Here is a 13,441-nt window from a genome sequence, read left to right on the forward strand (position 1 = left end):
ATTTTTATGCTCGTGATCGCGCTGATGCTCTGCTTGCAGAGCGTGGCGATGGCGAAGACGATCTAGCTCACCCCTATTTTGTCTTCGCCTCTGAGAGCTTGGCTTGGCTTCCTGCGTCCGTCCAGGAGCAGGTATCGCCGACACGATTCGCAACAGTTCTGATTAATTGGCGCAAGTGGTGCTCTTGTGCCTTGTCGAGTTCGTTCACCTCTATGGTTGGTTGCACGGATGCCGAAGCTTCGTTCACATAGAACAACGCTGCGGTACAATTTTGTACGCTGACGCGATTTCTATCCGGCAAAAGGATGGAGGTTAGCGCTATAGCCAAGTCCGCCTGCAGCAGAAAATCTGGATCAATCTTGATGTCGGACTGAAGATCGAGGCCCTCGTCCTCATGCAGATGAGCCTTCATTCTGGCGTTCAATTCAACTGTGAACAGGCCATCAATATTTGCGACGGGAAGGTTCAGCCGAGCTTGCAGCATTGCTTGTAATCGGCTTGCTGCCTTTACCCAGCTTTGGCGATGTCCTTCGGGAATTTTTTCGTCAGCTAAGATATGACGAACGTAGACGTCAACTTCGGCGGTAAGCGTCGCAAATGAGTTTCTGAGAAAGATGCCATAAATTGTCGACATGTTCTTCGCATCTTTCTTGCGCTGCTTTTCCTCCTCTGTGACTTGTTCTGGCGTTTTGCGTTCTTGCGAGTCTGCCGAGGCCCTCTTTTCGATCTCGTCTAACCTCGACCCGCTACGTGCCATCAAGACATCAACGCCGTGAATGGCGTACTCAATCTGCGATCGTACCAGATCAAGAGGCAATGACCCGATACTGTTGAGCCATGAGTCCGTGACCTGATAGTGGAGATTTATGATCCCGGGCGTTATGTCGTCGTCGGATGGGTCAAAATCACTGAGAATATTCAGCAGGAAATCAGCTTTTTCTCCTTCCCCAGAAATCAAGGCAACTAGGTCTGCCGCTGCACCGGTCAAATATGGGTCGAAAATCCTCAAGGAGCGAACCGACGCCTTGTTGACCTTTTGTTGTTTGTCCAACGCGTTTTTGTAGAGCAGAGCGACTTGATCGGCTGCGATCGTATTTATCAACGTTCGAGAGTAAGCAGGCTCAATCGCGGGTAAATCTTCTTTGCATTCGGGATATGCATCGCGGACGCGCTTAATGAAGGGAGCAGATTTGCGAGGCAACGAAATCAGAAAAGTCTTTAAGAGACTCGACGTAAGCAGGCGATCATCACGATGAATCTGCAGCAAGAAGTCCTGCCAAGCCGAGCTATAAAGTGACAGGTCGGGGTCATGAATAGCTTCGTTCAGGGCATGTGCCCTCGCTAAGCAAAGAACAGATGAAAGCACCGGGTTGACGTATTGCTCGAATATCAACGAAGCGATTTCACCCGATTCCTGTTGAATATCGACAATTGTGGGAGAGCTTAGATCCCGCCGCGCCAACCCTCTCGGCGAGCTTGCCGATATAAAATCTTCTCTAAATTTCTTGTACTGCCTAACAGCAATCTTCTCGCGGAATTCTCTTAGATTGAGGCGGGCGTCTCTCAACGGCAAGGGTCCCTGATCCCCGAATGTCGCCTCCACGGTCCCGAATTTGAACGACTTCAAATACAGCAGCAGATCCGGTCTCACGACGAATAGACCGATCGCAATCAGTCCGACCGCCAACGCGCCCTGCAACGCCCAAGCCGTGCTGCCGTCTTTGTCTCCGATGACGGCATTTCCCAACCGCCGTCCAAAGTTGCCAAGTTGCCGCCGATATTGTCTGAAGACAAGTCCGCTCAGTATCCCGACAATAAATGCCTGAACGCGAATACCGACAAGGTATGACTTTACGACGAGCACGCACTGGAGCAGCTGAGCGTTGTCGGTGGCTGCGGCAAAAGCGATCACGAGCAACGCGATCACGATCAAGGCCGCGAGCCATCGTCCGAGGGTCTTAACGGAAGGTCGAACGAGGTCTGTTGAGCCTTCTTCGTGCGGCTGAATAGCAGGCGGGTACCCGTATAGCGCCGCGAGAACCCTTTGGAGTGCCAGCAATGCTTTTGTCAGAGCGTTAAGCTGATCCAACGAGCTGGCATCCAGAGCCTGCCGCCGACGCTCCGATCGCCAAATCTTGTAAAATTGCCAGATAAACCAACCAAGAAGAACGCCAGTCAGCCACCACGCGACTAAAAACATCTTTGCACCCCATAATGGGTGCAATCCTAATATAGGGTGGAACCATCTTACAACCGTCGTCGCGACACCTCCGCGATCACTTCTGGCGTCAGGATCGAAGATGACGATTCTCATCACCGGCAGCGCGGGCCACCTTGGGGAGGCCATCTTGCGGACGCTCCGGGCGGGCGTGTCCCCTGTGCGTGGGATAGACCTGAAGCCATCGCCCTTCACCGATGCCGTGGGCTCGATCGTCGACCCCGGCTTCGTCCGGGAGCAGATGGATGGCGTCACCGCCGTCATTCACACCGCGACGCTGCACAAGCCGCATGTGGCGACCCACGGCAAACGGGACTTCGTCGACACCAACGTCACCGGCACGCTGAATCTGCTCGAGGCGGCGGTAGCTGCCGGTGTGCGCAGTTTTGTTTTCACCAGTACCACCAGCGCGTTTGGTTCGCAGCTTCGCGCCGAGGCCGAAGAGGCTGCCGTGTGGGTCACCGAGGACCTGCCGCCAGTGCCGAAGAATATCTACGGCTCCACAAAACTGATGGCGGAGACCCTGTGTGAGCTGTTCTTCCGCGAGCGCGGCCTGCCGGTGGTTGTCTTACGGACCTCGCGCTTCTTTCCCGAGGACGACGACGATCCGGCGATGCGCTCGGCTTACCCGCTGGACAACGCGCAGGCCAACGAGCTGCTCTGTAGGCGCCTGGATATAGCGGATGCGGTGAGCGCCCATCTGCTCGCCGTCGAGCATGCGCCGAAGATCGGTTTCGCCCGCTACGTCATCTCCGCAACGAGCCCGTTCGAGCCACGCCATCTCGCGGCCCTGGCACGCGACGCGGCCGGCGTCGTGCGCGAGCTCTATCCGGATTGCGCGCAGCTTTATGCGCTACGCGGCTGGCGGCTCTTCCCCGGGATCGACCGCGTCTATGTCAACGAGCGCGCGCGGCGCGAGCTGGGCTGGCGGCCTGAATTCGACTTTGCTCATGTGCTGAACAGCCTGCATGCCGGAACCGACTTTCGCAGCGCGCTGGCGCGCGAGGTCGGGTCGAAAGGCTATCACGAGACGATTTTTGACGACGGGCCCTACCCCGTCCGGCTGCCTCCAAATTAAGCCGCACGCCATTATGATTCCGCGTTGCAGCGAGATCATTGCCGCTGCATGCGCGGCGGGAGGAAATCTGTCTCAATTTTTATTGAGCGCAACTACTGCGCACGCGACGCGCTTCTCAGCGCTCGCAGATGTGCTAACCTTTTCGCGCCTGCCTCTCAGGCGGACTCCAAACTTCGCCTCTCGACTAGCCATAATAAAATAACGTGCAGCCCTGACGGCTGCCATAGGGGAGTGACGCGATGACATCGATGTTCAATCGATCCGTGTTGGCGCTTGCGGCCGTGGCCCTTCTTGCGGGGACCAGCGTTGGCAATGCGCAGGACAAGAGCAAACCGCTCAAGAAATACGAATCCGGCACCAAGGAGTTCTGGACCCATCCGCCGGATGACTGGTTCCTCGGCGACGAGACCGAGGCGCAAAAGGGCCTCGCGCCGCCGTCGGGCCCGCCGACCGGCGCGTCGGAGGCCGAGCTCGCGGCGATGATGAAGAAGATCAAGCTGCCGGCCGGCTTCAAGATCGAGGTCTATGCGCCCGGCGTTCTCGCCGCGCGGCAGATGGCCTGGGGCGACAAGGGCACGCTGTTCGTCGGCTCGTTCGGCCTTGGCAACGTCTATGCCATCAAGGACAACAACGGGAAGAAGGAGGTCAAGACCATCCTGAAGGGGCTGAACATGCCCACGGGTCTGGCCGTCAAGGATGGTGCGCTCTATGTCATCGCGGTCGACAAGCTGATCCGCTACGACGACATCGAAAACAAGCTCGACAATCCCGGCGAGGGCAAGGTCGTCTATGACGACATGCCGTCCTATGCCGCGCATGGCTGGAAGTACATCGCGGTCGACAAGGACGGCTGGTTCTATTTGCCGTTCGGGCCGCCCTTCAATGTCGGAATCCCGCCCACCAGCGTGTCGCAGATCCGACGCGTCGATCCCAAGACCGGCAACGCTGAAATCTACGCGCTTGGCGTTCGCAACTCGGTCGGCGGCGACGTCGATCCGCGCAGCGGCAAATACTGGTTCACCGAGAACGCGCGCGACTGGATCAGCGACGATCTGCCCAGCGACAAGCTGAACATGATCTCGAAGATGGGCGAGCACTTTGGCTATCCCTACTGTCACCAGGGCGATCTTCCCGATACGAAGTTCGCGATGGGCCACAAATGCTCCGAGTTCACGCCGCCCGTGCTGAATCTCGGCGCCCACGTCGCTCCGCTCGGCATGAAGTTCTATACCGGCGACCAATTCCCCGCCGAGTACAAGAACAACATCCTGATCGCCGAGCACGGCTCCTGGAATCGTCACAAGTACCAGGGTGGCAATATCACGCGCGTGATCGTCGGGCCCGACGGCAAGAATGCCAAGAAGGAGGTGTTCGCTTCCGGCTGGATCGAGGGGGACCAGGGCTATCTCGGCCGTCCCAATGACATCATCCTCGCCAAGGATGGATCGATCCTCGTCGCCGACGACTGGGCCGGCGCGATCTATCGCATCAGCTACAGCAAGAAGTAGCGCGCTGCTGAAACGGAGGCTGCGGTGGCCGGGAGGTGCCGCAGCCTCTTTTCCTTTCAACTTTGTTGCCGTTCCGGATTGCGCGCCAGCGCAAGTCCGGAACCCATATCCACGAACCGGGGTTATGGATTCTCAGATGCGCAATCGCGCATCGCAGCTTGTGCTCCGCACGCCCCGGAATGACGAGTTCGATAGATCGGAATCCCAATCATGCGCCGGCAGTTCATCTCGCACGCAATCAGCGTGGTTGCGTTCGCAGCATTCGCATTCGTCCCGGCCCGGGCCGCCGACAATGCCGCGATCAAGGAGAAGGCCGCTGTCTGCTCCGGCTGTCACGGCGAGAACGGCATTTCGCAGACGGAGAACATCCCCTCGCTGGCGGGCCAGCCGGATCAGTTCATCCAATGGCAGCTCGTGTTCTTCCGCGCCGGTTCGCGCAAGAACGACCAGATGCAGCCGATCGCCGAGGAAATTACCAACGAGGACGTCCGCAATCTCGGCGCCTATTTCGCGGCGATGACGCCGCCGACAGCGGCGGAGGACAAGGATCCGGACCTGTCGAAAAAGGGCGCGCAAGTCGCCGTCGGCCGCCGCTGCGCTTCATGCCATACCGATAGCTTCGCCGGCACCAAGGCGGTGGCGCGGCTGGCGGGCCAGCGCGAGGAATATCTCGTCAAGGCGCTGCATGATTACAAGAGCAGCCAGCGCGTGGGTGGCGGCGGTGCCGCGATGGCCGATGTCGCCTATCACATGAGCGACGAAGAAATCACCGCCGTCTCGCACTATCTCGCGTATTTCAAATAGCGTGTGGCTGTAGCCGCCAACACAGCTCGTTGTCCCGGGGCGCGCAAAGCGCGAACCCGGGACGACAGCGGAGTGGGTGGCTACTACCTACCCCGCCCGTTGCTTCTCATACGCCTTCAGATGCGTATACGCGATGCGCAGCTTCGGCACCGGCACCTTGGCGGCATCGGCGCGCGCAATGAGGTCGCCGATCACGTGATCGGCTTCGACCGGCAGGCCCGCCTTGACGTCGCGGAACATCGAGGCGGTCATCGGCGAGCCCTCGGTCGTGATGTTACCCTTCACGCGCTCGAAGAACGGCCCGCCCGGCGTGTAGCCCGACGCGGTGGCGATTGCGCTGGTCTCATCGAGCATGCCGAGCAAAAAGTCGCGACCACCGGGGGCCGCCAAAATGTTGCCGACGGAGGTGCGCATCAGACTGGTGCTTGCGGCGAGCGAGGACAGGAACACCCACTTTTCCCACATGTCCTGCATGATGTTCTGGCTGGCGGTGGCACCATTGATGCCGCTCTTGAAGGCCTCGTCGATCGCCTTGACCCGGTCTGACAGTTTTCCGTCGCGCTCGCCGAAATTGATCGACTGCATCGGCTGGAGCTGCACCACCTCGCGCTTCTCGTTCAAGGTCGCGGCGATGGCGCAGAGGCCGCCGAGCACGCGCTCCTTGCCGAATTTGGCATCGAGCGTGTCGAGATGCTTCATGCCGTTCAGCATCGGAATGATCGCGGTATCAGGTCCGACCGCCGGTGCAAACGACTTGATGGCGTCGTCGAGGTCGAACGCCTTGCAGCTGAGCAGCACGACATCGAATTTCTCCTTGAGCGCATCGGCCTGAACCGTCGGCGGATTTTTCAAGGTGACGTCGCCATTCGGGCTCTTGATGACGAGACCGGCGCTCGCGAGTTCGCCTGCGCGGCGTGGCCGAACCAGGAAGGTGACGTCGCAGCCAGCCTGCAACAGCCTCCCACCAAAATAGCCACCGATGGCGCCGGCGCCGACCACGAGAATGCGCATGGAATTGTCCTTGTTGTTGCTATTGGCGGCCTATCTATAGGCGTCATTGCGCGCGAAGCGAAGCAATCCAGAATGGTACCGCGATCACATTCCGTCGCCGGAGAAGGAAGGGATTACGTCCCCAACACCATCTCCTCGACCTCGCGCAGCTGCTCCTTGCCGAAGAACATCTCGTTGCCGACGAAGAAGGTCGGCGAGCCGAACGCGCCGCGGGCAACTGCCTCCTCGGTATTCTTGATCAGCTTGCCCTTCACCTCGGGCTCCTGCGCGCGGGCGAACAGCTTTTGGGCATCGAGACCGGAGGATGCCAGCGCCTTGGCTGCAACCTCAGGGTCGTCCATCTTCTTCGGCTCGCGCCACATGTGGTGGAAGGCGGCGTCGACGTATTTCTCGAACACGCCTTCGAGCTGCGCCGCGATCGCCGTGCGCATCAGGTTCAACGTGTTGACGGGGAAGTTGGGATTGAAGACGTAAGGCTCGACCTTGAAGCGCTTGACGAAGCGCTCGGTCTCGATCCCCTGGAATTCGCGCTTGTTCTTGACGCCGGCGAGCGTCTCGACCGGCGACTTGTTGTTGGTGGACTTGAAGATGCCGCCGAGCAGGATCGGCACATATTCGAACTTGACGCCGATGCGCTGCTCGATCGCCGGTATCGCGAGATGGCTGAGATAGGCGTTCGGGCTGCCGAAATCGAACAGGAATTGCGGGGCTGTGCGGGTCAAAATCATTCTCCCTGACCGAACTTTCTGATCTGGCTTTTCAGCCATTGTGGCGCAGGGCGCGCCACAGGTCTACCGTTTAATGACGGTCATAATATCTTGATCGTCAGACCAGACGCCGGATCGCCCGCTTGCGCCACACCAGCAGGTAATAGCCCGTCTGCAAAATAAACATGGCGCAGAACACGATCGGATACGCCGCCCACACGCCCTTGAGGCCGACGGTGCGACTCAGGATCACGGCGGCCGGCAGCTCGATCGCGACGATGGCGAAGATCGAGAGCAGCATCGGCGTCAGCGCCACGCCGGCAGCGCGCATCGCGCCTGAGAATACAGTGGCCATGCCGAACGGCACCGAGCTCCACAAGGCGATGAAGAGCAATTCCTTCGCCAGATCGAGCACGGCGCCGTCCGTGATAAAGATGCCAAGCACGGCGCGCGGCGCGAGGTAGATCAGCGCGACCAAGCCGCCGGTCAGAACGAGGTTGAACGCGAGGCCGGTCCGCACGATGCCGTCGAGCCTGGTCCTGTCTCCGCCGCCGATCGCCTGCGCGCCGAGGATCGAGACCGCAATCGAAATCGACAACGCCGTGAACTGCGTGTAGCCCATCACCTGGTTCACCGCGCCGTAAGCCGCGGTGGCCTCTGACCCATAACCGTTGACGAGGCCGAGCAGCACCAGCTCCGCAATCGCCATCACTACCATGCCGATCGCGCTCGGCAATCCGATGCCGAGGATTTTTCCCAGCACGGCGCGATCGAGTCGGAGATGACGCAGTAGCGCAGCATCCGGCGCCAGCGCATGTTTCTTCCGCAGCAGATAGACGGCCAGCGCGAGCAGCGTCAACGCGTTGGCGATTGCAGCCGCCCAGGCCGGGCTGGTGATGCCGGTCGCGGGCACTCCGAACGAACCGCGGATCAGCATCGGCGTCAGAATCAGGCCGATTGTCGTCGACAACGCCAGCGCCAGCAGCGGCGTGAGCGCGTCGCCGACGCCGCGGATCATCGCCGTCATCAGCAGGAAGACGAAGCCGAGCGGCATCGTCAGCAACATGATGCGTGCATAGGCGCTGGCCTGGTCGAGAATGTCTGTGGGCGTGGCGAGCATCATCATCAATTGGCGGCTGAAGATCCCGCCGGCGAGTGCAATCGATATCGATAGCAGCAGTCCAATCGCGAGTGTCGTACCCGCGATGCTCCTGATCCTGCCGTGCTCGCCGGCTCCAAACGCCTGGCCGATCAGCACGGTGGCGCCGGTGCTCAGGCCCATCACGAAGGCGAACAGGAAGAACATCACCGGGAAGAACACCGAGACCGCAGCGAGCGCGTCGACGCCGATCATCTGGCCGAGATAGACATTGCTGACCGTGCCGAACAGCGATTGCAGCGCGTTGCTCAGCATCAGCGGCGCGAGAAAGCGCAGGAACGTTTTCCAGAGCGGCGTGGCGACGGACATGGATGCGCCTTTCATCAGGACGTGCGAAGCCGTTGCCGCGCAATGCGCGGCTCGGCCGGCGATGGGGTTGTGAAGAGGCGCGCTTTAAGCGCGGTCACTGTAGGCGAGCTTGACGATGTGATCGCGGATGGCAGTAGGCCAGTCGGCGATCAGTCCGGTGAAGCGTCGCCGATCATCCGCGAACAAAGCCCGCGAGGCTTCCTCGAATTGCGGGAGGTTGCCGGCCATCGTCGACATGAAGTGATAGGCCGCATCGCGCGCCTGCCGCTCGCGGTCCTTGTCGCCGCTGACACGCCTTGCCTCATCGACGAGCTTTCGCAAAGCGACCGACGCACCGCCCGGCTGGGCTCCGAGCCATTCCCAGTGTCGCGGCAGCAGTGTCACCTCGCGCGCGACCACGCCGAGTTTTGGACGGCCGCGCCCACGCGGCTCGGCCGGTGCTGCAATCTCATCAACCGGCGGCGGGATAAGCTTCGCCAAACGCGCCAGCACCTCGCGATCCCCACCGCGCAGATCGAAGTCGATCGATCGGCCGGTGTCGTCCTCGAAGATGATGATGGGTTCGTCCGGCCGCGGCGCCATCCGCTTGACGACCAGCGCGACCTCTCCTGCCGGCCCGGATACCAGGCGACGCTGCCCCTGGAAGGCAGTGAAAGTCTTTTGCATTGAAATCATTGCCATATTGATCGACGTTGGCCTTTTTAATACCCGGGTAAATCAGTGGGGTCAATATACCCGGGTGAAAATATTCGTCCGGATGGCTCGACATTGCGTTCCCGGACTGGCACGAACGCGCGTCCGATCGACCACGCCTAGCCTCGGGGACCACGCGATGCTGACTGTTCATCACCTCAACAATTCCCGCTCGCAGCGCGTGCTGTGGCTGCTCGAAGAGTTGGGTGTGCCCTACGAGATCGTGCGCTATCAGCGCCAGCCCGACATGCGCGCGCCGAAGGAGCTGCGCGCGATCCATCCGCTCGGCAAGTCGCCCGTCATCACCGACAACGGCAACACCGTCGCTGAATCAGGCGCGATCATCGAATATCTCATCGCCACCTACGGCAATGGCCGGCTGATCCCGCCGCCGAACACGCCGGATCGGCTGCGCTTCACTTACTGGCTGCACTATGCGGAGGGATCCGCGATGTCGCCGCTGCTGCTCAAGCTACTGTTCACGCTGATGCCGAAGCGCGCGCCGGCGCTGCTGCGACCGCTGGTGCGAAAAGTCTCGAATCAGGCGCTCACCACGCTGGTCAATCCGCAGCTCAAGCAGCACATGGATTATTGGGAAGGCGAGCTTGCGAAGAGCGAGTGGTTCGCCGGCAACGAGTTCACCGCCGCCGACATCCAGATGAGCTTTCCGCTGGAGGCAGCCCAAGCACGTGGTGGGCTCGAGCTCGGCCATCCCAAGGCGATGGCATTCCTGGAGCGCATCCACGCACGGCCGGCGTACAGCCGCGCCCTCGAGAAGGGCGGACCGTACCAGATCGGACGGTAGTTCGCTTTCACTAATCCGCGTGCAACACGCGGCCCTTCGTCTCCGGCAGCGCAAAGGCTGCGATGAAGAACAGCGCGTAGGCCACGACCGCGAACATCGCGATCGCATTCGCAAGCGACGTCGACGCTGAGAGCGAGCCGACGAGGAACGGAAACAGCGCGCCGATGCCGCGGCCGAAATTGTAGCAGAAGCCCTGGCCGGAGCCGCGCAGCCGCGTCGGATAGAGCTCGGTCAGGAACGCGCCGATGCCGGAGAAATAGCCGGAGGCGAAGAAGCCGAGCGGGAAGCCGAGTACCCACAGGATCTCGTTGGTGAGCGGCAGCTGCGTGTAGAGCAGCACCACCGCCATGGCGCCGATCGAGAAGATCAGGAACAGATTGCGCCGTCCGATCCGGTCGGCAAGCCAGGCGCCGGTGAGATAGCCGATGAAGGAGCCGATGATCAGCGTCGACAGGTAGCCGGTCGAGCCGACGATCGACAGATGCCGCTCCTTTGTCAGGAATTGCGGCACCCAGAAGGTGACGGCGTAATAGCCACCCTGACAGCCCGTCGCCATCAGCGACGCCAGGATCGTGGTCTTCAGGATCGGGCCGGAGAAAATCTCCCAGAGCGCCGGACGATCACCGCTCGCGGCCTGCTTCGCGCGGGCCTCAGCCGCGATCTCCGGCTCGGTGACGGAGCGGCGAATATAGAACACCAGCAGCGCCGGCAGCGCGCCGATCACGAACATCCAGCGCCATGCCGTCTCCGGAGGCATCAGCGAAAACAGGATCGCCTGCGACAGCACCGCGAGGCCCCAGCCGACCGCCCAGCCCGACTGCACCGAGCCGACCGCGCGTCCGCGATATTGCGGTCGGATCGCTTCGCCCATCAGCACGGCGCCCGCCGCCCACTCACCGCCGAAGCCCAGGCCGAGCACGGCGCGCGCGATCAGGAGCTGATCGAAATTCTGCACGACCGCGCAGACCAGCGAGAATACGGAGAACCAGATGATGGTGATCTGGAGCGTCCTGACCCGGCCGATATGGTCGGAGAGATAACCGCCGAGCCAGCCGCCGATGGCGGAGGCCAGCAACGTCACGGTGCCGGCGAGGCCCGCCGAGGCCGCATCGACCTTCCACAGCGCGATGATGGTGCCGATCACCAGCGGATAGATCATGAAGTCCATGCCGTCGAGCGCCCAGCCCGCGGCGCAGGCCCAGAACGTCCGACGCTCCGGCGCATTCATGTCGCGATAGAAGGCGAGAAGGCTGGTGTCTTCGATCTCCGCGCGCTCGATGCGCAGGTTCGGATCGGCTGCGGTCATGTGCGTTTCCCCGGCGTTTTTTCTTTGGTCGAGGGGTGGTAGCACGCGCGGCAGCGAGCGCAAGATGTCGGACCATGCAGGGATCGGGTTACTGTCCCGCTGCCTCCGCGCCGCGCGAGCGCGGATCGGGCGCGCCGAGGGGGCCGTTCGGGGTCACGAGAATCGAATTGGCCGATGTCTGCCCCATCGGCTCGACGATGAGGTGGTCCATCGCCTTCAGCTCGAACAGGACATCGTCGGGAAAGCCGCGCTCGATGCGGACCTCGTCCGGCAGCCATTGATGATGCAGCCGCGGGGCGGCCACGGCAGCGGCCACGTCCATCTTGTAATCGAGGACGTTGACGATCACCTGGAGCACGGTCGAGATGATGCGGCTGCCGCCCGGCGAACCCGTGACCAGCACCGGCTTGCCGTCCTTCAACACGATGGTCGGCGACATCGAGGACAGCGGCCGCTTGCCGGGGCCGGGCAAATTCGCCTCGTAGCCGACGAGGCCGTAGGCGTTGGAAGCACCGACCGCCGCGGTGAAATCGTCGAGCTCGTTGTTGAGCAGCACGCCGGTGCCGTCGGCGACCAAGCCGACGCCATAGCTGAAGTTCAGCGTGTAGGTGTTGCTGACGGCGTTGCCGCGGCTGTCGACGACCGAGTAATGCGTGGTGTTGGTGCCTTCGCGCGGCGCAGGAGGAGCGGACACGATATCCTTGGACGGCGTGGCGCGATCTGTCGAGATGCCGATGCGCAGCTTGGTGGCATAGTCCTTCGCGGTGAGTGTCTCGATCGGCGCCTTGACGAAGGCGGGATCGCCGAGATAGCGCGCGCGGTCGGCATAGGCACGCTTCATGGCTTCGATCAGCAGATGCAGCGATGCCGGCGAACCCTGCTTCAGGTCAGCAAGCTGATAGCCTTCGAGGATGTTGAGGGTCTCCATCAGCACGATCCCGCCGGAGGATGGCAGCGGCATCGAGACGATGTCGTAGCCGCGATAGCTGCCGCGCACCGGCGCGCGGATCACGGCAGAATAGGATTTCAGATCGGCCGGCGTCATGATGCCACCGGCCTCGGCGATGGCCTTGGCGAGCTTTTCGGCGACCGGCCCTTCATAGAAGCCGCGTGGTCCCAGCGCCGCGATAGCCGACAGCGTTTCGGCGAGATCGGTTTGCACCAGCCTGTCGCCTTCGCCGAGCGACGTGCCATCGGGACGCGAGAAGATTTTGGCCGAGGAAGGCCAGCGCGCGAGCCGCCGGTGCCACCCCGGCAGCGTGTCGGCCATGTCGTCGGTGAGGACAAAACCGTCGCGGGCGAGCACGATCGCGGGCTCGAGCAATTGCGCCAGCGTGAACTGGCCCGAACCATATTTTTCCAGCGCCAGCGCAAAACCCGCAACGGTGCCGGGCACGCCGACGCCAAGTGCGGAATCGCGCGACTTCGCAGCATCAGGCTTGCCATCGGCGTCGAGGAAGATTTGCGGCGTGGTCGCCGCCGGCGCGGTCTCACGATAGTCGATCGTGATGTCTTCGTGACGCTCGGCCGAATGGATCACCATAAAACCGCCGCCGCCGATATTGCCGGCGCGCGGATAGGTCACCGCCATCGCAAAGCCGGTCGCAACCGCGGCATCGACCGCATTGCCGCCGCGCCGCAGGATGTCGGCGCCGACCTGCGCGGAGATCTTCTCCTGCGCCACCACCATGCCGTGCTCGGCGGGAACGGCGTGCACCGTGTCGAGTGCAGGCGGGACATAGGCCCGTCGCGCATCCTGCGCGGCGGCCGACGCAAGACCAAACGCCAGAGTGGCAACGAAGGCGAAAAATGCCCGCCGTGTCGAAAATGACGCCATCATCAA

At 61.7% G+C, this 13,441-nt stretch carries 11 protein-coding genes; 4 read left to right on the forward strand and 7 right to left on the reverse strand.

Annotation, left to right across the window (positions count from 1 at the left end; all coding sequences use genetic code 11):
- Positions 1-73: 73 nt before the first annotated feature.
- The gene (locus IVB29_RS03405; protein ID WP_247501981.1) at positions 74-2,314 is read right to left on the reverse strand and encodes a hypothetical protein; all 2,241 of its coding nucleotides are present in this window, start codon (positions 2,312-2,314) and stop codon (positions 74-76) included.
- Between IVB29_RS03405 and IVB29_RS03410 the strand changes: the two genes are divergently transcribed.
- The 3 genes from IVB29_RS03410 (at position 2,301) to IVB29_RS03420 (ending at position 5,608) form a co-directional block, all read left to right on the forward strand.
- Complete coding sequence (locus IVB29_RS03410; protein ID WP_247501982.1) at positions 2,301-3,296, forward strand: NAD(P)-dependent oxidoreductase; 996 nt, start codon at positions 2,301-2,303, stop codon at positions 3,294-3,296. The two genes, IVB29_RS03405 and IVB29_RS03410, sit on opposite strands and share 14 nt — an antisense overlap.
- 239 nt (positions 3,297-3,535) lie before the next feature.
- Positions 3,536-4,804 carry a PQQ-dependent sugar dehydrogenase gene (locus tag IVB29_RS03415; RefSeq protein ID WP_247501983.1) on the forward strand — a complete coding sequence of 423 codons (1,269 nt, stop codon included), beginning with the start codon at positions 3,536-3,538 and terminating at the stop codon, positions 4,802-4,804.
- A gap of 210 nt (positions 4,805-5,014) precedes the next feature.
- The gene (locus IVB29_RS03420; protein ID WP_247501984.1) at positions 5,015-5,608 is read left to right on the forward strand and encodes a c-type cytochrome; all 594 of its coding nucleotides are present in this window, start codon (positions 5,015-5,017) and stop codon (positions 5,606-5,608) included.
- An 87-nt stretch (positions 5,609-5,695) separates the two neighbouring features.
- On the opposite strand, the gene panE is transcribed toward IVB29_RS03420, so the two are convergent.
- The 4 genes from panE to IVB29_RS03440 all read right to left on the reverse strand — a co-directional run bounded on the left by panE (position 5,696) and on the right by IVB29_RS03440 (position 9,475).
- Positions 5,696-6,619: a 2-dehydropantoate 2-reductase gene (panE, locus tag IVB29_RS03425; RefSeq protein WP_247501985.1), complete on the reverse strand. Its 924-nt coding sequence runs from the start codon at positions 6,617-6,619 to the stop codon at positions 5,696-5,698.
- 113 nt (positions 6,620-6,732) lie between these two features.
- Positions 6,733-7,341, reverse strand: a complete 609-nt coding sequence (locus tag IVB29_RS03430; RefSeq protein WP_247501986.1) for a 2-hydroxychromene-2-carboxylate isomerase — start codon at positions 7,339-7,341, stop codon at positions 6,733-6,735.
- A 103-nt stretch (positions 7,342-7,444) separates the two neighbouring features.
- Complete coding sequence (locus IVB29_RS03435) at positions 7,445-8,794, reverse strand: MATE family efflux transporter (RefSeq protein ID WP_247501987.1); 1,350 nt, start codon at positions 8,792-8,794, stop codon at positions 7,445-7,447.
- An 84-nt stretch (positions 8,795-8,878) separates the two neighbouring features.
- Positions 8,879-9,475, reverse strand: a complete 597-nt coding sequence (locus IVB29_RS03440; protein ID WP_247501988.1) for a DUF2239 family protein — start codon at positions 9,473-9,475, stop codon at positions 8,879-8,881.
- Between the two features lie 151 nt (positions 9,476-9,626).
- Between IVB29_RS03440 and IVB29_RS03445 the strand changes: the two genes are divergently transcribed.
- A complete protein-coding gene (locus IVB29_RS03445) occupies positions 9,627-10,292 on the forward strand; it encodes a glutathione S-transferase (RefSeq protein WP_247501989.1) in 666 nt (221 codons plus the stop codon).
- 10 nt (positions 10,293-10,302) lie between these two features.
- Here the strand turns inward: IVB29_RS03445 and IVB29_RS03450 are convergent, their stop codons facing one another.
- Positions 10,303-11,598 carry an MFS transporter gene (locus IVB29_RS03450; RefSeq protein ID WP_247501990.1) on the reverse strand — a complete coding sequence of 432 codons (1,296 nt, stop codon included), beginning with the start codon at positions 11,596-11,598 and terminating at the stop codon, positions 10,303-10,305.
- 88 nt (positions 11,599-11,686) lie between these two features.
- A complete protein-coding gene (gene ggt, locus IVB29_RS03455; protein WP_247501991.1) occupies positions 11,687-13,438 on the reverse strand; it encodes a gamma-glutamyltransferase in 1,752 nt (583 codons plus the stop codon).
- Positions 13,439-13,441 lie beyond the last annotated feature (3 nt).

It is taken from the genome of Bradyrhizobium sp. 1, from assembly GCF_023073315.1.
Taxonomy (GTDB): domain Bacteria; phylum Pseudomonadota; class Alphaproteobacteria; order Rhizobiales; family Xanthobacteraceae; genus Bradyrhizobium.

Bases quoted from the DNA above. Each gene is read 5' to 3' on its own strand.
- IVB29_RS03415 (WP_247501983.1), top strand. From the start codon at position 3,536: ATGACATCGATGTTCAATCGATCCGTGTTGGCGCTTGCGGCCGTGGCC.
- IVB29_RS03420 (WP_247501984.1), top strand. From the start codon at position 5,015: ATGCGCCGGCAGTTCATCTCGCACGCAATCAGCGTGGTTGCGTTCGCA.
- IVB29_RS03445 (WP_247501989.1), top strand. From the start codon at position 9,627: ATGCTGACTGTTCATCACCTCAACAATTCCCGCTCGCAGCGCGTGCTG.
- IVB29_RS03435 (WP_247501987.1), bottom strand. From the start codon at position 8,794: ATGTCCGTCGCCACGCCGCTCTGGAAAACGTTCCTGCGCTTTCTCGCG.
- panE (WP_247501985.1), bottom strand. From the start codon at position 6,619: ATGCGCATTCTCGTGGTCGGCGCCGGCGCCATCGGTGGCTATTTTGGT.
- IVB29_RS03405 (WP_247501981.1), bottom strand. From the start codon at position 2,314: ATGAGAATCGTCATCTTCGATCCTGACGCCAGAAGTGATCGCGGAGGT.
- IVB29_RS03440 (WP_247501988.1), bottom strand. From the start codon at position 9,475: ATGGCAATGATTTCAATGCAAAAGACTTTCACTGCCTTCCAGGGGCAG.
- ggt (WP_247501991.1), bottom strand. From the start codon at position 13,438: ATGATGGCGTCATTTTCGACACGGCGGGCATTTTTCGCCTTCGTTGCC.
- IVB29_RS03410 (WP_247501982.1), top strand. From the start codon at position 2,301: ATGACGATTCTCATCACCGGCAGCGCGGGCCACCTTGGGGAGGCCATC.
- IVB29_RS03450 (WP_247501990.1), bottom strand. From the start codon at position 11,598: ATGACCGCAGCCGATCCGAACCTGCGCATCGAGCGCGCGGAGATCGAA.